This is a genomic window from Streptomyces sp. NBC_01176 (assembly GCF_045039825.1).
In the GTDB taxonomy this organism is placed as follows: Bacteria; Actinomycetota; Actinomycetes; order Streptomycetales; family Streptomycetaceae; genus Streptomyces.
This window is the reverse complement of record NZ_CP108600.1, coordinates 8,913,289-8,935,503: the sequence shown is the minus strand read 5'-3', so window position 1 is coordinate 8,935,503 and position 22,215 is coordinate 8,913,289. Positions and strand designations below refer to the sequence as shown.

General features: G+C 71.7%; 15 protein-coding genes. 9 read left to right on the top strand and 6 right to left on the bottom strand.

Going from position 1 to position 22,215, the window contains the following annotated elements; genetic code table 11:
• Positions 1–48: 48 nt before the first annotated feature.
• Positions 49–903 carry a GNAT family N-acetyltransferase gene (locus OG199_RS38840; RefSeq protein WP_405833556.1) on the bottom strand — a complete coding sequence of 285 codons (855 nt, stop codon included), beginning with the start codon at positions 901–903 and terminating at the stop codon, positions 49–51.
• A 429-nt stretch (positions 904–1,332) separates the two neighbouring features.
• Complete coding sequence (locus OG199_RS38835; protein WP_405833554.1) at positions 1,333–2,070, bottom strand: chaplin; 738 nt, start codon at positions 2,068–2,070, stop codon at positions 1,333–1,335.
• Between the two features lie 330 nt (positions 2,071–2,400).
• On the opposite strand from OG199_RS38835, the gene OG199_RS38830 reads away from it, so the two are divergent.
• Positions 2,401–3,984, top strand: a complete 1,584-nt coding sequence (locus tag OG199_RS38830) for an alpha/beta hydrolase (RefSeq protein WP_405833552.1) — start codon at positions 2,401–2,403, stop codon at positions 3,982–3,984.
• A gap of 151 nt (positions 3,985–4,135) precedes the next feature.
• Positions 4,136–4,663, top strand: coding sequence for a DUF4232 domain-containing protein (locus tag OG199_RS38825; RefSeq protein ID WP_401802381.1), 528 nt, complete (start codon positions 4,136–4,138; stop codon positions 4,661–4,663).
• On the opposite strand, the gene asnB is transcribed toward OG199_RS38825, so the two are convergent.
• Positions 4,656–6,497 carry an asparagine synthase (glutamine-hydrolyzing) gene (asnB, locus tag OG199_RS38820; RefSeq protein WP_356803947.1) on the bottom strand — a complete coding sequence of 614 codons (1,842 nt, stop codon included), beginning with the start codon at positions 6,495–6,497 and terminating at the stop codon, positions 4,656–4,658. The genes OG199_RS38825 and asnB overlap by 8 nt on opposite strands.
• A gap of 345 nt (positions 6,498–6,842) precedes the next feature.
• On the opposite strand from asnB, the gene OG199_RS38815 reads away from it, so the two are divergent.
• The 3 genes from OG199_RS38815 (at position 6,843) to OG199_RS38805 (ending at position 11,044) form a co-directional block, all read left to right on the top strand.
• Positions 6,843–8,411, top strand: a complete 1,569-nt coding sequence (locus tag OG199_RS38815) for an FMN-binding glutamate synthase family protein (RefSeq protein ID WP_405834803.1) — start codon at positions 6,843–6,845, stop codon at positions 8,409–8,411.
• 473 nt (positions 8,412–8,884) lie between these two features.
• A complete protein-coding gene (locus OG199_RS38810) occupies positions 8,885–9,979 on the top strand; it encodes a chemotaxis protein (protein WP_405833549.1) in 1,095 nt (364 codons plus the stop codon).
• Between the two features lie 51 nt (positions 9,980–10,030).
• Positions 10,031–11,044 carry a Gfo/Idh/MocA family protein gene (locus OG199_RS38805; RefSeq protein ID WP_405833547.1) on the top strand — a complete coding sequence of 338 codons (1,014 nt, stop codon included), beginning with the start codon at positions 10,031–10,033 and terminating at the stop codon, positions 11,042–11,044.
• Here the strand turns inward: OG199_RS38805 and OG199_RS38800 are convergent, their stop codons facing one another.
• Both OG199_RS38800 and OG199_RS38795 read right to left on the bottom strand, forming a co-directional pair.
• Positions 11,045–13,066: a phosphocholine-specific phospholipase C gene (locus OG199_RS38800; protein ID WP_356803941.1), complete on the bottom strand. Its 2,022-nt coding sequence runs from the start codon at positions 13,064–13,066 to the stop codon at positions 11,045–11,047.
• A gap of 189 nt (positions 13,067–13,255) precedes the next feature.
• Entirely contained in the window at positions 13,256–14,320 is a 1,065-nt protein-coding gene (locus tag OG199_RS38795; RefSeq protein WP_405833545.1) for a medium chain dehydrogenase/reductase family protein, read from the bottom strand.
• Positions 14,321–14,452: 132 nt separating this feature from the next.
• Here OG199_RS38795 and OG199_RS38790 point away from each other — a divergent pair, with 132 nt between their 5' ends.
• Positions 14,453–15,133: a TetR/AcrR family transcriptional regulator gene (locus OG199_RS38790; RefSeq protein ID WP_405833543.1), complete on the top strand. Its 681-nt coding sequence runs from the start codon at positions 14,453–14,455 to the stop codon at positions 15,131–15,133.
• A 294-nt stretch (positions 15,134–15,427) separates the two neighbouring features.
• Positions 15,428–16,840, top strand: a complete 1,413-nt coding sequence (locus OG199_RS38785) for a SpoIIE family protein phosphatase (protein WP_356803935.1) — start codon at positions 15,428–15,430, stop codon at positions 16,838–16,840.
• Between the two features lie 88 nt (positions 16,841–16,928).
• Here the strand turns inward: OG199_RS38785 and OG199_RS38780 are convergent, their stop codons facing one another.
• Entirely contained in the window at positions 16,929–18,428 is a 1,500-nt protein-coding gene (locus OG199_RS38780; RefSeq protein ID WP_356803933.1) for a hypothetical protein, read from the bottom strand.
• A 232-nt stretch (positions 18,429–18,660) separates the two neighbouring features.
• Between OG199_RS38780 and OG199_RS38775 the strand changes: the two genes are divergently transcribed.
• Together OG199_RS38775 and OG199_RS38770 are read left to right on the top strand one after the other, a co-directional pair.
• Positions 18,661–19,800, top strand: coding sequence for an aminoglycoside phosphotransferase family protein (locus tag OG199_RS38775; protein ID WP_266696651.1), 1,140 nt, complete (start codon positions 18,661–18,663; stop codon positions 19,798–19,800).
• A 420-nt stretch (positions 19,801–20,220) separates the two neighbouring features.
• On the top strand, positions 20,221–22,200 hold the full coding sequence (locus tag OG199_RS38770) for an N-acetylmuramoyl-L-alanine amidase (RefSeq protein WP_405833540.1): 1,980 nt from the start codon (positions 20,221–20,223) through the stop codon (positions 22,198–22,200).
• Positions 22,201–22,215: the final 15 nt, after the last annotated feature.

Genomic DNA, 22,215 nt, shown 5'->3' with positions numbered 1-22,215 from the left:
CGCGCCGACGCCGGACGCGGTGCCGCCCCGTCGGCCCGGCGTGTGCCGTCAGCCGAGCTCGAGCGTGGTGATGCCGTAGACGCGCTCCCGGGCGAACGGCCTGACCGGTCCGGTGTACATGCGAGCGGTCTCGAAGGAGGGGGTGAGGCCGAACTCCTCGGCCAGGGCCACGCCCGCCGTGTTCGACCGCGGGACGTCGACGGTGATCCCGCGCCCGGGGGTCTCCGCGGCCAGCGCAAGTAGCAGGGCCCGTGCGTCCTGCGCGGTGTCGGCGAACAGCGGGCCGACGCGCGGACCGTCGAGGGCGGGACGGACGACCGCGTAGCCGGTGAGCCGCCCGTCCACGACACGGACGAACGTGCGATGACCGGGTCCGGCCAGCCACCGTGCGAGGAACCGGGGGCGGTCGGCCGGACAGCAGGCGCTGTCGTAGGCCGCGATGTCCGCGAGGTCGGCCGCCCCGGCGGGCCGCACTCCCGCCGGCGCGGGCGCCGCGGGTACGGCTCCGGTGAACCGGACGGTACGGTGGGCGAGTTCGAACCCGGACCGTCGGTAGTTGTCCTGCTGCGCGACCACTCCGTCGAGCCCGACGGTCCGGCCGCCCGCGTGCGCCAGGGCCGTCTTCCACGTGGTGAGACCGTAGCCGCGGCCGCGCACGTCCGGTCGTACGAGATAGAAACCCAGGAAGGCGTAATCGGCGTCGTAGGTGACGACCGAGACGGCCGAGACCGGTTCCTTCCCGATCCTGCCGAGGAAGAAGCCCCCGGGATCCTGGGCGAAGAAGCTCGCGGCGTCGGACAGCCCCGGATTCCATCCCTCGTCCGCCGCCCACCCGGTGACCACCGACCAGTCGTCGAGCGAGGCCTGGGTGACGACGAGGTCCTCGGAACCCGGGAAGGTCATCTGCGCGCTCCATTCGCTGGGTGGTGCCGGGTGCCGGCTGCGGAGTGCCGGGGGCCGGGGTGCTCGGGGGCGCTCCGGGTCGGCCACGCCCGTACCGACATCCTTCCGGATCTCCGCGGGGATTTCAGCGGCCGCCGAACGGCGGACGCCCGGAGCGGCCCGGCTCACCGGCGACCGAACGGACCGGACGGCAAAGGACCGCACACGTCCGGACCGGACCGGGTACGGCAATCGGACCGCACACGAGCGACCGGACCGGGACGGCAATCGGACCGCACACGACCGGACCGGGACGGCGACGGGACCGGACGCGATCGGGACACGGAGACAGGACCGGACACGGAGACAGGACCGGACACGGCCGGACATGTACGAGGCCCCACCGGCCCTGAGCCCGGTGGGGCCTTCCGTCGCCGCAGGACCGCCGGGTCAGCGGAGCGCGGCGGGCCTGAACCGCCGGTAGAGCACCGCGCCGCCCAGCAGCAGGGCCGCGCTCGCGGCGATCGCGGGCACCGTCTGGTCCGCGCCGGTGTGCGCGAGGGACGCCATGGGCTGTTCAGCCGCGTGGTCCGGCGCCTTCTCCGGCACGATCGCCCTCGTCGGGGGCTTCGGCGCCGGGACGGGCGCCGCGGGCACACCGCCCGAGGTGTTCGTGGACGTGTTGCCCACCGAGGCGTTGCCGAGGCCCACCACGTTCACGGAGTTGCCGCTGACGTTCACCGGGAGGTCGACCGGCAGCTGCAGGCCGTTGCCGGAGAGCAGACCGGGAGAATCCTTTCCGCCTCCCTGTGCGAGCGCCCCGCCCCCCGCGGTGCCCGAGGCCCTGCCGGTGTGCGCGCCGACGTTGCCGGAGTGTGTGCCGCCCGCACCGGGGCCGCGTCCACCGGCACGACTGCCACCGCCCACCCCGCGGACGGCGCCGCCGTCGCTCACGTTGGCGCAAGTGTTGCCCGCCGCGGGGTTGAGGAGGCCGGCCACGTTCACGGTGTTCCCGCACGCGTTCACGGGGACGTGCACCGGGAGCTGGATGGTGTCCCCGGAGATCAGTCCGGGTGAACCCGCCGTACCGCCCTGCGCCGCGGAGTCGGCGTACGCCGGCATCGTCACGGCCAGCGCGCCCGATGCGGCGGCCGCGGCGATCAATCCATTCCGGGTAACCCGTTTCATAGGTTCCCTCACCTTCCAGACATGGTCGCGGGCACTCACCCGCACCGCGTAAAACGCGAGAGCACCATCCGAGTTATGGCTTATCGGGCTTTCACTCCATCGAGCGTCACGTTTATCGAACTGATCCGGGCGCGCTCCGGACGGGGCGTCGCCCCCTGAGCGTCGGGGTCCCCGATCACCGGGACTCCTTCGCGGTGTCCGGAGGGTGCGTCAGGCGGGACGGTGCGGACCGGTCGCCCGGAGGCGCGCTCCCGTACCCCCGCCTATCGTGATTTCTGTCGCGACCGGGAGGGCATCCCGATCCGGCTCCCGCTGTCTCTGGAGGCCCGCATGCTGTCCGTGCACCAACGCTGGACGTGCGTCGGAGCCGGCGCGGCGACACTGGCCCTGCTGACGGCGGGACTGCCCTCGTCGGCCGTGGCCGCCGACGCCCCCGATCTGTCCCGCTTCTACCACCAGAGGATCACGTGGGGCGCCTGCGCGGGCGACGGGATGCCCGCCGACCTCCAGTGCGGGAAGGTGACCGTCCCGCTGGACTACGCGCACCCGCAGAACGCGACCCTGGACATCGCGCTGGCGCGGTACCGCGCGACGGGCGCCTCGAGGGGGTCCGTGCTGCTGAACTTCGGCGGTCCCGGTGGCGCGGGAGTCCCCGAGCTCGCGGTGGACGACGGCAAGGACTTCATGGACCTCACCAACGGCTACGACGTGGTGACCTTCGACCCGCGGGGCGTCGGCCGGTCCTCGCCCGTCAGCTGCGGCGAGGGCGCCGGCCAGACATCCGGCGCGGCGGGACCAGCCGCCGACGGCAGCGATCCGCAGGCCGTCCTCAAGGAGCTGCGGAAGGTCGCCACCGCGTGCGCCGCGCACTCCGGCCCGGTGCTGGCCCACATGGGTACGGTGAACGCCGCCCGGGACCTCGACGTGATGCGGCAGGCGCTCGGCGACAAGAAGCTCAACTACCTCGGTTTCTCGTACGGAACCCGCCTGGGCGCGGTGTACGCGGCCCAGTTCCCGAAGAAGACGGGCCGGATGGTGCTCGACGGCGTGGACACGCTCACCGAGTCGATGGCCGAGCAGGGGCTGGTGGGGGCCGAGGGACAGCAGACCGCCCTGGACGACTTCCTCACCTGGTGCACCGAGGACGTGTCCTGCCCGTTCGGTGACGATCCGCGCGAGGCCCGGGAGCAGGTCGTCCGGCTCGTCGCCTCGCTGGACCGGGATCCGGTGCCGACCGGCCTCGGGCCGATGTTCACGGGTCAGGATCTCGCGGGGGCCGTCGGCCAGGCGCTGTACAGCCGGCGGATGTGGCCGACGCTGGAGCAGGCTCTCGCCTCGCTCGTCCAGGACGGCGACACGCAGGGGCTCATGCAGTTGTCGGGCGGCGGCGCCTCCCTGCCCAGCCCGCGTGCGGCGGCTGCCCCGCACGCCGGGCTCGTCGACCCCGCGGACATCCCCGTCGACAACCTCCCCGCCGCCTTCATGGCGATCAACTGCGCGGACGACCCGGACCGGCCCAGCGCCGAGCGGGCCGCCAAGGACGTCGCATCGCTGCGCGCCGCCTACGACCAGGCCTCGCCGGTCTTCGGCCGGTACCGGCTCACCCAGGTACTGCTGTGCCACGGGCGCCCCAAGGGCACCGACTACATCCGTGACGACGTACGCAACGTGCGGACCCCGAAGATGCTGCTCGTGGGCACCCGCGGGGACCCCGCGACGCCGTACCGCTGGACCGAGGAGACCGCCGCCCGGCTCGGCTCCTCCGCCGTCGTGCTCGACAACAGGGGCGAGGGCCACACCGGGTACACCTCCTCCAAGTGCGTGCACCAGAAGGTCGACGACTTCCTGCTGTACGGCTCCCTGCCGGACAACGGCAGTTCCTGCGGCCCGGAGAGCGGACGGGACAACCCCTGACGCACGTCGCGGAAGCGGCGCGACCCGGTAACACCGACAAGTCGGATACAACCCCTTGTGCTCCCCGGTCGTCACACTGGGCAGGCGTCGGTGCGGCGCGCGCCGCACCGTACGTGACCGACCGTCGTGACCGAAACAGGGGAACCCACCGATGCGCATCCGCTCCGTTCTCGCCCTCCCGGCCGCCGCCGCGGCACTGCTCCTCGCCGTGCCGCAGAGCGGTTCGGCCGCCGCCGGGTCCGCCCGGCCGGCCGCCGCGACCCAGCCCGCCAAGTGCGCCGACAGGTCCGCCGTCGTGCGCGCCCACCAGGCCACCGACCCGAGGGTGGTGCACATCAGCGTCACCAACCTGTCCGCGCGGACCTGCACCGTCGACCGCATCCCCACGATCGTCTTCGGAGATCTCGACGGCGCGGCCCTGCCAGTGCCCGCCGGCGAGAGCGGGCCGTACGCGCTCGGCGCGGGCAGGACGGCGTACGCGGCCGTGCGGACCATCGCCGACCCGGCCGACCCCGAGGCCCGCCGGGTGGACTCGATCAGCGTCTCGGCCGACCCCGCGCGGTTCGGGCGTTCCTTCACGGCCCGGGAGCTGGGCGCGGGGGACGCCGTCCTCGTGTGGGAGCCGGTCACCACGTGGTGGCAGCCCTCGCAGGCCGCCGCCGACCGGCAGCTCAGCTGAAGGACACCTCCGGGGCATAGAGGTCCATCCACACCGCGAGGTCCAGGGTCCGCTCCAGCCCCCGCCGCGACGCCTGCGTGATCTGCGGGGTGTCGCGGAGGGCGGCCCGGCGGAGCTTGTCCGGGTCGACGAGGTCGAAGACCGGGTGCGTCGGCCGGGCCAGCAGGTCCTTGGCGTGGTCCTGGAGGGCGATCGCGTACTTGGGGTCCTGGGTGGACGGATAGGGACTCTTGACCCGGTCGTACACGGACTTCGGGATCACGTCCGCGGTCGCCTCCCGCAGCAGGCTCTTCTCGCGGCCGTCGAAGGACTTCAGGGACCACGGCGTGTTGTACACGTACTCGACGAGCCGGTGGTCGCAGTACGGCACCCGCACCTCGAGGCCGACCGCCATGCTCGTACGGTCCTTGCGGTCGAGCAGCACGCGTACGAACCGGGTGAGGTGGAGGTAGCAGATCCGCCGCATCCGGTACTCGAAGTCGCTCTCGCCGTCCAGGCGCCGGATTCCGGCGACGGCCGTGCGGTAGCCGTCGGCGACGTACGCCTCCAGGTCCATCGCCTCGGTGAGGTCGGGGCGCAGGACGTCGGCGTCGTCGCCGAAGTCGCGCTGGAACCGGACGAGCCACGGGAAGGTGTCGGCGCTGCGCGCCTCCTCGTCGAAGAACTGCAGGTAGCCACCGAAGACCTCGTCGGCGGACTCCCCGGAGAGCGCGACGGTGGAGTGCTCGCGGACGGCCTGGAACAGCAGATACAGCGAGGCGTCCATGTCGCCGAAGCCCATCGGGAGGTCCCTGGCCCTGATCACCTTGGCGCGGACGTCCGGGTCGGCCAGGGCCTGTGCGTCCAGGACGATGTCGCGGTGGTCGGTGCCGGAGGCGCGTGCCACGTCGTGCACGAAGGGGGTGTCCGGGGTGGCGCGGAGTTCGTCGGCGACGAAGTGGTCGGTCTGGCCGACGAAGTCGACGGCGAAACTGCGGACCTGCTCACCGTGTTCGGCCAGCTGGCGGGCGGCGAGCGCGGTCATGGCGGAGGAGTCGAGGCCGCCGGAGAGCAGGGTGCAGCGCGGCACGTCCGCGACGAGCTGACGGCGCACGATGTCGTCGAGGAGCGTGCGCACGGTGGCGATGGAGGTGTCGCGGTCGTCGGTCTGCGGCCGGGTCTCCAGCTGCCAGTAGACGTGCCGGCGCAGGCCGGAGCGGTCGACGGTGACGACGGTGCCGGGCTCGACCTCGTGCATGCCGTCCCAGATCGCGTGCCCGGGTGTCTTGACGAAGGTGAAGAGCTCCCGCAGACCGTCGAGGCGGACCCTCGCCCTGGCGAGCGGGTTGGCCAGGATGGCCTTGGGTTCGGAGCCGAACAGGACGCCGTCGGAGGTCGGGTAGTAGTAGAAGGGCTTGATGCCCATGCGGTCGCGGATCATCACGAGCTTGTCGTGGCGGCCGTCCCAGACGGCGAACGCGTACATGCCGTTGAGCCGTCCGGCGAGCTCCGCGCCCCATTCCAGGTAGCCGCGCAGCACGACCTCCGTGTCGGAGTCGGTCGAGAAGCGGTGACCGCGGCCGGACAGCTCACAGCGCAGTTCGGTGAAGTTGTAGGCCTCGCCCGAGTAGACCAGCGCGACCGTGCCCTCCGGGGTCTCCGCGGTCATGGGCTGCCGGCCACCGGGCAGGTCGATGATCGCGAGCCTGCGGTGGCCCAGGGCCGCTGGGCCCTCGGCCCAGGTGCCGCGGTCGTCGGGGCCGCGGCAGGACATCGTCTCCGTCATTGCATCCAATGTTTCGCCCTCGGCACGCAGCTCGCGATCGAAGGAGACCCATCCGGTGATGCCGCACATGCGTTACCTCCTGCGTCCGGTTCGCAGCGAGCGCTCCGCGCTCACCTGCACTTACAGGGTCCCGCGATCGCTTCCACAAAACCAGTTGTATCCAGCAGCTATACAAGGAGGCTCTTCCCTCCGGGAAAGGACCGTCAACACGGCCGTAACCCGGCCGGCGCAGCGGGCCCGTCGATTCCGGCCGCGTTTTGCCCGCCGCGGACCCGTCGACCCGCTCGACGCCGGGCCGGCCTCGGCCGGAATCGGCCAAGGGTAAAGAATTGACCAACAAGCGGAGAGACCCCGGGGCGCTTGCTCCCTTTCGCCCCTTTCCGTCCCGTGCGCTTCACTCATGGTGTGCGCCGGATGCTCCCGCTGCTGTTCGTGGTCCTCGGCCTGGCCGGGGCCCTGACCCTGGCGTGCGCCGTCTCGGCGTGGTGGTGGGGCCCGGCGGGCTTCCTGCTGGCGCTGACGGCGGTCGGGGCGCGGGACCTGGCGCAGACCCGCCACTCGGAGCTGCGGAACCTCCCCCTCCTGGGCCATCTGCGCTTCTTCGCGGAAGCCGTGCGGCCACACGTGCAGCGCCATGTCGTCGAGCGCGGCCACGACGGACGTCCGTACGACCGTGCGGTGCGCGGCATCGTGTACGCGCGGGCCGGCGGTGCCGAGGCGGAGGAGCCGTTCGGCACCGAGCGCGACGTGTACGGCGAGGGGTACGAGTTCCTGGTGCCGTCGATGAGCCCGGTCGAGGTGCCGGAGGAACCGCCCGTGATCCGCGTCGGGGGTCCGGACTGCACCCAGCCGTACGACATGGCGCTGCTGAACGTCTCGGCGATGAGCTTCGGAGCGCTGTCCGCGAACGCGGTCCTGGCCCTCAACAGGGCGGCGGCGCTGGGTGGTTTCGCGCACGACACCGGCGAGGGCGGTCTGTCGGACCATCACCTGCGCGGCGGCGGCGATCTGGTCTGGGAGATCGGCACCGGGTACTTCGGCTGCCGGACGGCCGAAGGGGGCTTCGAGGAACGGGAGTTCGCGGACAAGGCGGCGCTGCCGGAGGTCCGGTGCGTGTCGCTCAAGCTGTCCCAGGGCGCGCACCCGGGCGTCGGCGGGGTACTGCCCGGGGCGAAGGTGAGCGCCGAGATCGCCCGGGTCCCGGGCGTCACGGCAGGACGCACCGTGCTCTCGCCGCCGTACCACCAGGTCTTCTCGACCCCCCGCGAACTGGTGGGTTTCATCGCCCGGTTGCGATGCTCGGCGGGAGGCAAGCCCGTCGGTCTCAAGCTCTGTGTCGGTTCGCGCCGCCAGTTCCTCGCCGTGTGCAAGGCGATGCTCGCGGAGGGGGTCGCACCCGACTTCATCGTGGTCGACGGTTCGGAGGGCGGCAGCGGGGCCGCGCCGCCGGAGTTCTCCGGCCGGCTCGGAACGCCGCTCACCGAGGGTCTGATCACGGTGCACAACGCCCTCGTCGGCACCGGCCTGCGCGACCGCGTGCGCGTCGGGGCGAGCGGGAAGGTCGCGACCGGCGCGGACCTCGTCACCCGGCTGCTCCAGGGCGCCGACTACACGAACGCGGCCCGCGCGATGCTGTTCGCCCTCGGCTGCCGCCAGGCACAGCGCTGTCACACCAACACCTGCCCGGCCGGCATCACGACCCAGGACCCGCGCCGCGTCCGCGTTCTGGACGTGGCCGACAAGTCCGTACGAGTGCACCGGTATCAACGGGCCACGGTCCGCAGTGCCAGCCGGATCATGGCCGCGATGGGAGCACGGGATCCCGGCGGGCTCGCACCGACCCAGCTGCTGCGGCGCACGGACCCGGCGACCGTACGGTCCTACGCGGAGCTCTACGAGTGGCTGGAACCCGGTGTCCTGCTCGCCGAGGCGCCGGCGTCCTGGGAGCGGGACTGGGCGGCGGCGGACCCCGACGCGTTCTGACATCAGAAACTCCACCGGTTCCCGCGTGAGCCGGCGGTGCGCCGGACCCGGCGCGCGGACCAGCACCCCGCGCAGTCGGGCGACCTCGAAGGGGACGCCGTACGCCGGCCGGTCCACGGTGTCCTGACGGGTCACGGGGCGCCTTTCTCCGGATCGGAAGGACGACGGTCCAGGGGACGACGGTCCAGGGGGTGAGGTACAGGGGGTGACGCGGACACGGCCGCCCGGCACGGAGACGATCAGGCCGACGCTGCCGACGACCTCGCCCCAGGGTGCCCACGGCACGCTGCGGGACCCCGGCCAGAGGCCTGCCGCAGCCGCGCGGTCCTCCGTGCCGCCCTTGCGCACGGGCGGCGCCAGCCGCGCCATGGGGAGGCCTACGGCGATGCCGGGAGCATGATGGGCGACCCGAGCGACACTAGCAATCAATTACCCCAAATGCCCGATACGGGAATCAGTCCTATGGTGCTGATATGGAGCATGCGCTGAGTCCCGCAACCCTCTCCGAACTGCGTCGGCCGCGGCCCTACCCCGCGGTGTCCGTGCTGACACCGACGCACCGCCGCGAACCGGACAACGCCCAGGATCCGGTCCGGCTGCGCAATGTCGTGGCCGAGGCCAAGAAGCAGATCGAGTCCGACCCGGCCGTCACCCGTGAGCGGCGCGCCGAACTGGTCCAGCAGCTCGACCAGGCCATGGCGGAGGTCGACCTGGCCCACGCCGAGGACGGTCTGGCGATTTTCGCGGCGCCCGGCGAGCACCAGGTGTGGTCGCTGGCCCGGCGGGTCCCCGAGCGCGTGGTGCTCTCGGACACCTTCCTGACCCGCAACCTGGTCGCCGCCCAGTCCGCCGAGCGGCCGTTCTGGGTGCTCTCGGTCTCGGCCGACCGGGTGACACTGTGGAACGGCGGCGGCGACCGGGTCGCCGAGGAGCACGCCGACGGCTTCCCGCTGACCCGCAGCCTGGAGGACCCGGACGCCGAGCGCCAGGAGCGCGTCGGTGACCTGGCCAGCACCTTCCGCGCCGAGCGGACCCGGAACTTCCTGCGCGAGGCCGACATGGCGATGAGCTCCGTCCTCCGTGAGCGGAGCCGCCCGTTGTACGTCACCGGTGACACCCCCGCGCTCTCCCTCCTGGACGAGGTCGGCACGGTCACGCGGGACGCCTGGCACCTTCAGCACGGCGGCCTCGCGCACGCCACGCCCGAGGCCGTGTGGCAGGCGGTCCGCCCGCTGGTCGGCGCGGAGGAGCGGAGGAACGCCGACGCGGTGGCCCGTGAGCTCGAGTCGGCCCGCGGCCGCAAGGAGTTCGCCGCCGGGGTCGACGAGGTGTGGCAGAACGCGTCGCAGGGCCGGGTCCGGCTGCTCGCCGTGGAGGAGAACTACCGCGAGACGGTCCGTGACGGCGGCGACCACCTCGTGCCGGCCGAGAGCGGTGACCTGGACGCCCGCGACGACATCGTCGACGAGATCGTCGAACAGTGCCTGGAGACCGGCGCCGAGGTCCGTTTCGTCCCCGACGGCAGTCTGGGTGACGCGAAAGGCATCGCCGGGGTGCTGCGCTACTGATCGCTCCGGCCGACAATCTCCTGGAGAACTGTCGGTCCGAGAGGTGAGCACGTGAGCGAGTTGTTGGGTGTGGCGGTCCTTGGGGCGGGCCACATGGGAGCCGACCACATACGACGAATCGACCGAGTGGTGAACGGTGCTCGGGTCGCGGCAGTGGCCGATCCCGACACCGGGCGGGCGAAGGACGCCGTCGCCGGGATCGACGGCGTCTCGGTGCACACCGAGGTGTCCGCCGCCCTGGACGCGCCCGGTGTGCAGGCCGTGCTGGTCGCCTCCCCCGGGCCCGCCCACGAGGAAGCACTGCTGGCGGCCTTCGAGCGCGGACTGCCGGTCCTGTGCGAGAAGCCGATGGTGCCGGAGTCGGCCGGGGCGCTGCGGGTGGTGGAGGCCGAGGCGCGGCTCGGGCGGCGGCTTGCGCAGGTCGGCTTCATGCGCCGGTACGACGCCGAGTACGTGCGGCTGAAGTCCCTGCTGGACAGCGGGCGCCTGGGCCGTCCGCTGATGCTCCACTGCACGCACCGCAATGTCTCCTCCCCGCCCGGTTTCACCTCGGCGATGCTGGTGAACAGCTCCGTCTCGCACGAGATCGACGCGGCACGCTGGCTGCTCGGCCAGGAGCTCACGGCCGTGACGGTGCTGCGTCCGCGACCGTCGTCGCACGCGCCCGCGGACCTCCTCGACCCCCAGCTCGTGCTGTTCGAGACCGCGGAGGGCGCACTCGTCGACGTGGAGGTCTTCGTGAACTCCGGCTTCGGCTACCAGGTGCGCTGCGAGGCGGTGTGCGAGTCCGGGAGCGCGCGGATCGGGGACGAGAACGCGATGCTGGTGACGACGGCGGACGGTGCCCGTCAGGAGGTGCCGCAGGACTACCTCGTACGCTTCGCCGACGCCTACGACCGCGAGGTGCAGGCCTGGGTGGACGCCACCCGGGAGGGACGGGTCACCGGGCCCAGCGTCTGGGACGGGTACGCCGCGTCGGCGGTGGCCGAGGCGGGTGTCCGGGCGCTGGAGAGCGGCGGCCGGGTGGCCGTCGACCTCGCCGTGCGCCCGGACCTCTACGCGTGATCAGCCGCTGACGCTCGCGGCGCCCGTCTCGATGTGTCCGGTGAACCGGCGTGACCAGCTCGCGTCCGAGTCGACGGTGATCGTGAAGTCGTACCAGCCGTCCTGGTACGCGACGGCGTTGAAGTAGTCCTCGGCCCAGCCACCCGCGGCGACGGTGTACGTCCACGGCCCGTCGCCGCGGTACTGGTTCGCGGTGATGGTGAACTTCACGGTCGCGGCGGAGGAGTTGGCCATCCTGAAGTAGACCGCCGTCTTCCCGGTCCCGGGCTCGGTGGCGTAACGGGTGCTCACCTCGGCCGACTTGCCCGCCTGTGTCGCGTCGCCCCTGAACCGGCGCAGGAAGCGGTTGGGCCCGGTCATGGTGAGGTCGTACTTCCCGTCGCCGTACCCCGAGCCGATGTTGAAGTAGTCGGAGGCGGTGCCGCCCGCGTCGACCGTGTACTGCCAGGGCGTGGTGTCGCGGTAGGCGTTCGGGTGGATCGAGAAGTGGGCGGCGCTCCTGGCCGGGGTGCCCTGGTTGGCCATGGCGAACCAGGCGAGGATCTTGCCGCTCGCACCGAACTCCAGGTGGTCCAGGTAGCCGTTCGGCTGGTAGGGCAGGGCGCGGGCGGGCCGGGTGCCGGGCTCCTGGACGGGCAGGGCGTTGGTGGTGGGGACCGGGTTGGGCAGGGGGCCGCAGGTGGATATGCCGATGACGCTCGTGGCGGGCAGGGCGACGGCGCCGTACACGGGGTGGGCGAAGTCGAAGACGCCGGTCAGGTCGCCGGTGACCTTGCGGCGCCAGGCGCTGATGTTCGGGCAGGCGGCGGGTCTGCCCAGCGAGGTCGTCCAGGTCTCCAGGAAGCGCAGCACGGACGTGTGGTCGAAGACCTCCGACGAGACCCAGCCGCCGCGCGTCCAGGGCGAGACGACCAGCATCGGAACACGGAATCCGAGACCGTACGGAGCGCCCCCGAGGAACTCCCCGGCCGTGTTCGCGGGCGGGACGGGCGGCGGCACGTGGTCGAAGAAGCCGTCGTTCTCGTCGTAGTTGAGGAACAGGACGGTGGAGTCGAAGACGTCCTGATCGGCGGCGAGGGCCTTGTACACCAGGTCGACGAAGTGGGCGCCGTCCCCGGGCGGGGCGTACGGGTGCTCGGAGAAGGCCTGGTTGGCGACCACCCAGGACACCTGGGGCAGGGTGCCCGCGAGGACGTCGGCCCTGATGGCGGCGGCGATGTCGTCGGGGGTGGAGCCGCTGACCCGCGGCACGGAGCCCATGCCCCGGTCGTACAGCGGGTCGCCGGCTTTGGCGGAGGCGAACTTCTTGAAGTAGGCGCAGGCGTTGTCGCCGTAGTTGTCCTGCGCGTTCTGGTAGACCTTCCAGGTCACGCCGGCCGTCTGGAGCGCCTCCGCGTAGTTCTGCCAGGTCAGGCCCGACTCGTCGCCGCCGTCGTAGCTGGAGCCGTCGACCTTGCCGGACCAGAGGTAGGTGCGGTTGGGCCCGGTGGCGCTGAGCGTGGAGCAGAAGTAGGCGTCGCAGATCGTGTAGGCGTCGGCGAGCGCGTAGTGGAAGGGGATGTCGGAGCGGTCCAGGTAGCCGAGCGAGCGGACGTTCCCGACCCCCGAGACCCAGTTGTCGAGGCGCCCCTTGTTCCAGGCGGAGTGCTGCGAGGACCAGGAGTGCGGGAGGTCACCGTTGCACTGCGCGAGGGTCTCACCGTCCTTGCCGCCCGCGGCCGGTGTGGAGCTCAGTTTCCACGGGTACTGCCGGCCGCCGCCGTTGGGCTGGTTGAAGACGGGATACCCGCCGGACAGCGTGATGCCGCTGCGGTCGCCGAATCCGCGGACGCCCTTGAGCCGCCCGAAGTAGTGGTCGAAACTGCGGTTCTCCTGCATGAGGATGACGACGTGCCGTACGTCCGTGATGGTGCCGCTCGGCGCGCCGGCGGCCGCCGCCGGACGTGAGCCGAGGCCCAGCGCGGTGCCCGCCGCCACGGATGCCCCGAGCCCCACGAAACCTCTTCGGCTGATCGGTGTCATTCGCCCGCCCTCGTCACTGGCGTGCCCCTGCGGCACACCGCGCGCAAGCGTGCACGCGGTGATCGCCGAGATCCATACCCGCGCGGTGAGTTGCGGGTGAACAGCGGTCGAACCGTGACGGGCGGTGTCGCCCTCCCGGTGCCCCTCGCGGACGCCGCGTCGCCGGCCGAACAGCGGGCCGTCCTCTCCTCACGCCTCCGGGTGGGCGTGCGGGTCCGGGACGAGGACGACCTTGCCGGTGACGGTGCCGGACTCCGCCAGGCGGACGGCCTCCGCGGCCCGGCCGAGCGGGATACGCGCCGCGACCTGCGCGGTGATGGCGCCCTCGGCGAGCAGTGCGAACACCTGCCCGAGGTCGGTGCGCAACCGGTCGTGGAAGGCCGCGGCACGGCGCTTGCCCGCCCAGATGTTGTAGAAGTGCGTGCGCCGGCCGTTGGGCAGCAGCTTCCAGAGGAGGAGCCGGCCGACGAGCTTGAGCACCGGCAGTCTGGAGGATCCGGCGACGTCCCGTGTCGAGGCCGTGCCGTACGACACGAGCGTGCCGCCGCGGGCCAGCAGCCGGAAGGAGTCGACGATGCCGTCACCGCCGACGTGGTCGAAGACCGCGTCGACGCCACCGGGCGCCAACTCCCGCACACGGGCGGGCAGATCGTCGGCCCGGTAGTCGAGCGGAGTGGCGCCGAGCGCGCGGACCGCGTCGTGGTGGCGGGGCGAGGCGGTGCCGATGACGCGGATTCCGGCGTGGACGGCGAGCTGGACGAGGGTGGAGCCCACTCCGCCGTTCGCCCCGTGCACGAGCACGGTCTCGCCGGCCCGGACGCCGGCGACGCGGTGCAGCATCTGCCAGGCGGTGATGCCGTTGACGACGACCGTCTCGGCGTCGGCGGGGTCGAGGCCGCCGGGCACCTCGACCAGGTCGGTGACGGGCAGCACGACCCGGCTGGCCCAGCCGCCCACCTTGGTCAGCGCCGCGAAGCGGCGGCCGACCAGCGACGCGTCGACGCCCGCGCCGGCCCTGAGCACGACACCGACGAGGTCGTAACCGGGCACGAAGGGGAAGGAAGGCTGGTCGTAGTACTTGCCGCGGCGCATCTGCTGCTCGGCGAACGAGACCCCGGAGGCCTCCAGCGCGAGGAGGACCTCACCGGCCGCCGGCTCCGGCGCGGGGCGCGTCCGGATCTGCAGGCCGGCGGGCTCCACGACCCCTGGCAGGACGACTTCGGTCACCAGGTTCGCGGTGGTGTGGGTGTCCATGACGGTCGGCTCCTCTGCTGGCAGAATTTTCGTTAGAGAGTCACGCTTGCGTTATAGGCTCTAACTAAAGCTTGCCCCTCTACAATGGGTACGTCAAGTCCCGTTCCCACGAGCGACAGAAGAGGCGATGACGTGACCACGGAGAGCCGGACCGGACCGGGCCCGCGCGATCGGTTCCGCGCACAGGTGCGGGAGGAGGTGAAGGCGGCGGCACTGCGCCAGCTGGCCGACGGCGGCCCGGAGGCACTGTCGCTCAACGCGGTCGCCAAACAGCTGGGCATGACCGGCCCGGCGCTCTACCGCTACTTCGCCAACCGGGACAGCCTGCTCACCGAGCTGGTCGTCGACGCCTACGAGACACTGGCGGCCACCCTCGCCCGCGCCGCCGGCACCCCCGCAGGGGACGGGGCCGAACGCCTGGCCGCGGTCGTGCGGGCCTACCGCGACTGGGCGCGGACCGAACCGCACCGCTACCGGCTGCTGTTCCGGGCCCCCTTCAAGGGGTACGACGCCCACTCCACCCGCCTGGTCGACGCGGCCCAGCGGGCGATGAACGTCGTACTGAACGTGGCGAACGCGCTGACGTCGCCGGACGCGGCCGTGCCGGAGGATTCACGGGACCAGGTCCAGGAGTGGATGAAGCGCCGCGGAGTCGAGGACGTCCCGCCGGCGGTCGCCTCGCGCACCGTGCTGCTCTGGGCGCATCTGCACGGTCTGGCGAGCCTGGAGATCGAGGACAACTTCGCCTCCATGGGCATCGATCCGGGGCCCCTCTACGAGGCGGCGGCAGGAGAGTTCACCCACGGCGTCTGAATCCGAACATGCCCTGGACATGACCCGCACACATGACCCTCGAACACACGAGTGAGGAAGGACCACCACCACCCCCGTAGGCCGTCAAGTCACGTACGCTGTCTACGACTTGGGCTAGCACCACGTGTACCTCATCGGTCCTGGTCGACCCCTCCGAATGGACTGCGGCATATGCCAGAAGCACCACCGGATCGTGTGTTGCCAAATCCCTTACAGGGCGTCGCGGGCTGTGCAACAGTCGTAACGGTCCTTCCGCCCAGCTCTGGTCGTACCGTCCCCTCATCGGAGTGCGTCATGTCGCCCCATCTCTCCGCGGACCGCCCCGCCGCGCAGCCGCCCCCGCGCGGCGCGGTGGAGGCGCTGATCTCGCAGACGCGGCAACTGCGCGGCGAGGTGGACGCCGTACGACGTGACGCACCCGTCGACGGCGCGGACGCCCAGGGACGCTGGCAGCGCGCCCTGTGCGATCTGGCGATGCATCAGCTCAACGATCTGGACCAGCACCTGGCGCAGCTGCGGGACGGCCCCCCGCCGGTTCCCGTGGAACCCGCCGCCGCGCCCGCCGCACCCGGAGAGGGCTCCCTGCTCAGCAGGGTCGGAAGCGCCGAGTGGAACCTGCTGACGGACGAGGCCAGTTGGTCCGGGGAGCTCTACCAGATCCTGGGCCGCGACCCCGGCGCTCCGCCGCTCACCCTCGACGAGCTCCCGTCACTGGTGTTCGACGAGGACCGGCCGATGCTGACGGCGATGGTCACGGACTGCCTCATCGACGCGAAGCCGATCGACGGGGAGTTCCGCGTCGTGCGCCCGGACGGCGGGGTGCGGACCGTGCACATCATGGGTGAGCCCGTGCTCGACACCGACGGCAGTACCGCCGCGATGTGGGCGGTACTGCGCGATGTCAGCGAACTGCGGCGCAGCCAACGGACGGTGAGCGAGACCCGTGACTCGCTGCGGCACGACCGGCGCTTCGCGCAGGACGAGCACCGGCTCGCGGTCGAGCTGCAGGAGGCCGTCCTGCCGCCACGGCAGGGCAGCCTGCGGTTCACCCGGCGGGGCCCGGAGGCACTGGACCTGGCCGCCCACTACCTCCCCTCGTCGGCCACCGCGCTGATCGGCGGCGACTGGTACGACGCGCTGGAACTTCCCGACGGCGAAACCCTGTTGAGCGTCGGCGACCTGACCGGACACGGCGTCACCGTCGCCTCCGGCATGGCGATGCTGCTGGGCGCCCTGCGCGGCATGGCCATGGCGGGCACCCAGCCCGGTCAACTCCTCTCCTGGCTCAACCGATTGGTGGACGCCTCGGTACAGCCGACACTCGGCAGCACGGTCTGCTGCCGCTACCGGCCCGGGACCCGCACCCTCACCTGGGCGCAGGCGGGACACCCCGCCCCCTTGCTGTTCCGCAACGGGACGGGGCGCATCCTGACACCACCGCACGGCGTGCTGCTCGGCGCGACCTCGGATGCCGCGTACGGGCAGGCCGAGGAGACCCTGGAGGACGGCGACCTGCTGCTCCTGCACACCGACGGACTGGTCCCTCGGTGCCACGGAGCGGCGGCCGTCCAGAGGCTGCTCGACCTGGCCCCGCGCTTCGGCGGAGCCCGCACGGCCCAGGACTGCGTACGGACGGTCGTCGAGGAGTTCGGCGAGACCCACCGCGAGGACGACGCCTGCGTGCTCGTCGCCAGGGTCGGCGGCTGAGCGGCCGGCTGAACCGCCGATCGATCACACCGGACACCGGAGCCGGCCCACGGGGCCCACCCCACCGGAACTCCTCGCACAGGCGGCTTCAGACCTGTGCGTCTCCCCCCCGCCTCGGCTTCGTCACCGGCTTGGGAAGGGCGAGCTGGATCTCCTCACGCAGTTCGTGGATCTTCGGGTAACTGGAGTACTGCGCGGTGAGCCGGTACATCTCGCGCAGCCGGTCCCAGGTGCGGTGGGAGGAATTGGCCCCCATCGACACCAGCGCCAGCCGGGCGTAGCGGTCCGCCTGTTCGGGATCGTCGGCGATGAAGCACGCCGAGGCCAGTGACAGCCAGTCGAAGATCTGCGACCGCTGCCGCCCGTTCTCCCGCAGGTGCAGTGCCTCCTTGGCGTGGCGCTGGGCCGTGGCCGCCGCGGCCGCGTCGTGCTCCGCGAGCGTCCGGTAGGCCAGGGCCTGCATGCCGTGCATGTCCGCCTCGTCGAACAACTGCATCCAGCTCGGCGGCGGCACGTCACCCTTGTCGGAGACGAAGAGGTCCTCCGCCTCGCCCAGGGTGCGCCGCATGGCCTGCCCCTTGCCCATCGACGCCTGCGCCCAGGCCTCGATGGTGTAGAGCATGGCCCGGGTGCGCGGCAGCGTCTCGGAGCCCGAGCCCGACTTGGCGAGCTTCATCAGGTCCAGGGCGTCGTCCGGCCGGCCCAGGTGCACCATCTGGCGCGCGGCGCGCGAGAGCGCTTCCCCGGCACGGGGCCGGTCACCGCCTTCCCGGGCCGCGTGGGCGGCGATGACGAAGTACTTCTGTGCCGTGGGCTCCAGGCCGACGTCGTGCGACATCCAGCCCGCGAGGACGGCGAGGTTGGCGGCGACTCCCCAGAGGCGCCGCTGCAGATGGTCGGGATGCCGGTAGGAGAGGATGCCTCCCACCTCGTTGAGCTGGCCCACCACGGCCTTGCGTTGCAGCCCGCCGCCGCGGGCCGCGTCCCAGGCCCGGAACACCTCGACCGAGCGCTCCAGTTCCTCGATCTCCTGCGACCCGATGGGGGCGGCCTCGTAGCGGTCGAACCCGGCGGGGTCGGCGTGCAGGGGATTGTCGAGGTCAGGGGCGTCGGCCACCAGGGCCGGATCGGTGTGCAGCCAATCGTGCATGGCACTGCTGAGTGCTGATCCCGCGGCGAGCGCGGCACCCGCGCCCACCAAGCCGCGTCGGTTGAGCATGAGGTCCATTCCCGTGAATTCGGTGAGGACCGCAGCAGTCCGCTCGGGCGCCCACGGCACTCCGTCGGGATGTTCCACATTCCCGCCGCCCGGCCGTTTCCCCGCACGCCCGTGCCGGACCAGACCGAGGTCCTCGATGGTCACGACACGGCCGAGACGCTCGGTGAACAGAGCCGCCAGCACTCGCGGAACCGGATCACGCGGGATCTCTCCCACGTCGATCCAGCGCCGCACCCGTGAGGTGTCGGTCGCCAGCTGGGGGTGGCCCATGGCCGCCGCCTGCCTGTTGACCAGCCTCGCGAGTTCGCCCTTGGACCAGCCGGCCAGGCCGAACAGGTCCGACAGACGAGCGTTGGGTTGTCCGTTCACATCAAGCCCCCAGGTTCTCGGCTGAGTTGACAGTAACCCTCTGTCAGTTGCTGAGCGACTATTCGCCAGGGTTCGCCAGGGTGCGCCAGATGGTGTGCCACTGGGCACCCGGTGTCAGGTAGGAATGCGCCACCCCGACCCGGTTACCGGGGACATTCCCCCAGGGTGTTCCCCGACGGCCGGGACGGGCGGCGCGGCAACTTGCAGGCACACGAAGGGATCTGTTTCGCCCATGTACACAGCATCGTCCTCCGTGTCCGCCCCGCCCCGGCCGCTGCATCCCCGTCCGGCGGGCAGCGGCCCCTACCTCGACCCCGCGCGACCGGCGGCCCCCGTGCTCGGAGCCGCCAGGACACGGCGCGTTCCGGGGATCGGCACCCAACCGCTCAGCGGGAGACTCGACTTGTCCGGCCCTCAGGGCGCACAGCTGCGCACGGCGATCGCGTCGGTGCACCGGATCTGTCCCGAGTTCGCCCCCGTCCAGGTACTGCGCCGCAGCGGGCGCTCCGTGCTCCTGGTCGGCACGACCGGGCGCAGTACGGCCGTCGCCAAGTGTTTACTGGACCACTCTCCGATCTGGGCCGAGCGGATCAGGCACGAAATAGCGGCATACCGGTCGTTCGTGCGGCACCGGCCACCCGTCCGGGTGCCCCGGCTGATCGCGGCGGACCCGGACAACTGCACCCTGGTGATCGAGCGGATGCCGGGCAGGGTGGCCGCGCTCCAGCGGCACCCGGCCGAGGCGCCCCCCCGCGCGGACATCCGCGCGGCGCTGGGCGCGGTCTGCCGGCTGAACGCGTGGCGGCCACCGGCCGGGACGTTCGACGCCCCGCTGGACTACGCGGAGCGGATCTCCCGCTTCCACGAACTCGGTCTGCTCACGGACCGGGACATGGGCGATCTGCAGAAGCTGCTGCACGGCATCGCCCACTCGGCGGGCCGTCAGGGCATGGGCCAGTTCTGTCACGGGGACGCGCTGCTGTCGAACATCCTGCTCTCACCGGCCGGTCCAGTGCTGGTGGACTGGGAGCACGCGGGCTGGTACCTGCCGGGCTACGACCTGGCGACGCTGTGGGCGGTCCTCGGTGACGCTCCCGTGGCACGCCGTCAGATCAGTCAGCTCGCGCAGTCCGCGGGACCGGCGGCACGTGACGCCTTCCTGGTGAACCTGATGCTCGTACTGACCCGTGAGATCCGTACGTACGAGACAGCCGTGCAGCGCTCGATGCACGACGCGACCCCGGCGGCGCCGGGACCCGCCCACCCGGGCGCCTTGCCGTCCGGCGAGGAACAACGTCTGCTGCTGCGGCGGCTGCACGACGACTGCCAGATGGCCCGCCGGGCCGTACGGGCGGCGGTCGGCACTCGCTGAGGGGCGGCGGTCGGCACTCGCCAGGGAGCTGAGACGAGGACCCGAGGGGGGACGAAGGCCCGCGGTGCGCCCGGATCATCGGCGCACCGCGGGCCTTCGCCGTGGATACCGCAACCCCTGCTGGGCCGCCGGTCCGCGCCCAGCAGGGACCCCTACGCGCCGACGGTACGGACGCCGCGACGTACGCGCCCGGACCGGCCCACTCGTTCGCGTCGAGAACTTCACCCGATCGAGCCACAGGTCCACTCCACTGACGCCTCGCAGGCCGCCGCGCCGCCGCCACGAAAACCCTTTGATCCCGGGCTGACATGGGAAATCAGCTGCCCCTGGGCATGATTGACGGATCGTCGGAGACCCGATACGACTGACCTCGTTCGGCCCCGCACGCCCCACCGCGCCCGACCGTCCCAGGAGGCTGCATTGCGAGGATCTCTCATCGACCCCGAGGCCACCGCCGGGCACAGACGCGCGCGCAGAGCCGCGGGCGCCCTCGTCTCGGCCGCCCTGATGTTCCCGATGCTCGGCGCGGCCCCGGCGGCCGGTGTCGACCAGGCCTCGCCCGCGCAGTTGCAACGGGCCTTCGCCGGCGCGGCCGCCGAGTACCACGTGCCGTTGAGCGTCCTTCTGGGCGTCTCCTATCTGGAGTCCCGCTGGGACGCGCACGCCGGTGCGCCCAGCGTCAGCGGCGGCTACGGCCCCATGCACCTCACCGACGCCCGGACGGCGATCGCCGGGGCACCGCACCACAGCGAGGGCACCGAGGACGCCCGCGGCGACAGCTCCCGCGCGCCCCTCGTCCCCACGACGAAGGTCCCGGAGAACTCCCAACTGCCCGCCCGGCTCAAGACGTTGACGAAAGCGGCCGAACTCACCGGGCTCCCGGCCGAGCGCCTGCGCACGGACGCGGCCGCGAACGTCGAGGGCGGCGCCGCGCTGCTGGCCGCCGCGCAGAAGGACCTCGACGAGCCGCTGAGCGAGAACGCGGCCGACTGGTACGCCGCGGTGGCGCGCTTCTCCGGCGCGGACGACAGCGGGACCGCGGCGGCGTACGCCAACGACGTCTACGGAGTGATCCGTACGGGCGCCGAGCGCACCACGGACTCCGGACAGAAGATCACACTCGCTGCCCAGCCGGCCATCGGCCCCGACACGTCGCAACTGCGGCGGGCCGGACTGCGGAAGGTCTCCGCCGCCGGCACGGAGTGCCCCACGACCGTGTCCTGCGAGTGGATCCCGGCCCCCTACGCGGAGTTCGGCGACGGCGACTACGGAAACCACGACCTCGGGAACCGGCCCACGTCGCAGGGCATCAAGTACATCGTCATCCACGACACCGAGGGCGCCTGGGACGGTGTGATCAACCTCGTCCAGGACCCGACCTATGTGTCGTGGAACTACACCCTGCGCTCGACCGACGGGCACATCGCCCAGCACGTGAAGGCCAAGGACGTGGCCTGGCACGCGGGCAACTGGTACGTCAACGCCAAGTCGATCGGCCTGGAGCACGAGGGCTTCCTCGCCTCGCCGGACGCCTGGTACACGGAGGAGATGTACCGGGCCTCGGCGCGCCTGGTGACGTACCTCGCCAAGAAGTACGGCGTGCCCCTGGACCGGCAGCACATCCTGGGGCACGACAACGTTCCCGGTCCGACGACGTCCACGATCCCCGGGATGCACACGGACCCGGGTCCCTACTGGGACTGGGAGCACTACTTCGCCCTGCTGGACCACCCCTTGTACCACCGGACGAAGGCGGGCGGCGGCCTGGTCATGGTGCTGCCGGACTTCGCGGCGAACAAGCCGCAGTACACCGGGTGCGTCACCAGCGGCCAGGCCTGCGCCGCCCACGGCTCCAGCGAGGTACGCCTCCACAGCCTGCCGTCCGACAGCTCACCGCTGATCAAGGACATCGGGCTCCGGCCGAACGGCGCCGACTCGACCATCGACGTGAACGACGTCGGCTCGCGTGTCTCCACCGGCCAGCAGTACGCGGTCGCCGACCGTGACGGGGACTGGACCGCGATCTGGTACCTGGGTCAGAAGGCCTGGTTCAAGAACCCCAAGGCTCACCCGACGGCGGTGAGCACGTCGGGACAGGTCATCACGCCCAAGGCGGGTCTCGCGGACATCCCCGTGTACGGACGTGCCTACCCGGAGAAGGAGGCGTACCCGGCGGGCGTCCCGGCACAGGCGGTGTCCCCGCTGTCGTACAAGCTCCTCGCGGGTCAGAAGTACGTGGTCGGTGACAAGGTTCCGGGCGAGTACTTCTACTCGCCGACCTTCGACACGACGTCGCACAAGGTCGTGACCGGCAAGGACATGTACTACGAGATCCAGTTCGGACACCGCGTCGAGTTCGTGCGCGCGGCGGATGTGGACGTGACGCGCTCGCACTCCTAGCAGCGGCACGCCTGA

Excerpts from the sequence above, each read along its gene's own strand:
- OG199_RS38835 (WP_405833554.1), bottom strand. The coding sequence starts at position 2,070 with ATGAAACGGGTTACCCGGAATGGATTGATCGCCGCGGCCGCCGCATCG.
- OG199_RS38775 (WP_266696651.1), top strand. The coding sequence starts at position 18,661 with ATGTACACAGCATCGTCCTCCGTGTCCGCCCCGCCCCGGCCGCTGCAT.
- OG199_RS38795 (WP_405833545.1), bottom strand. The coding sequence starts at position 14,320 with ATGGACACCCACACCACCGCGAACCTGGTGACCGAAGTCGTCCTGCCA.
- OG199_RS38800 (WP_356803941.1), bottom strand. The coding sequence starts at position 13,066 with ATGACACCGATCAGCCGAAGAGGTTTCGTGGGGCTCGGGGCATCCGTG.
- OG199_RS38815 (WP_405834803.1), top strand. The coding sequence starts at position 6,843 with ATGCTCCCGCTGCTGTTCGTGGTCCTCGGCCTGGCCGGGGCCCTGACC.
- OG199_RS38810 (WP_405833549.1), top strand. The coding sequence starts at position 8,885 with ATGGAGCATGCGCTGAGTCCCGCAACCCTCTCCGAACTGCGTCGGCCG.
- OG199_RS38840 (WP_405833556.1), bottom strand. The coding sequence starts at position 903 with ATGACCTTCCCGGGTTCCGAGGACCTCGTCGTCACCCAGGCCTCGCTC.
- OG199_RS38830 (WP_405833552.1), top strand. The coding sequence starts at position 2,401 with ATGCTGTCCGTGCACCAACGCTGGACGTGCGTCGGAGCCGGCGCGGCG.
- OG199_RS38825 (WP_401802381.1), top strand. The coding sequence starts at position 4,136 with ATGCGCATCCGCTCCGTTCTCGCCCTCCCGGCCGCCGCCGCGGCACTG.
- OG199_RS38785 (WP_356803935.1), top strand. The coding sequence starts at position 15,428 with ATGTCGCCCCATCTCTCCGCGGACCGCCCCGCCGCGCAGCCGCCCCCG.
- asnB (WP_356803947.1), bottom strand. The coding sequence starts at position 6,497 with ATGTGCGGCATCACCGGATGGGTCTCCTTCGATCGCGAGCTGCGTGCC.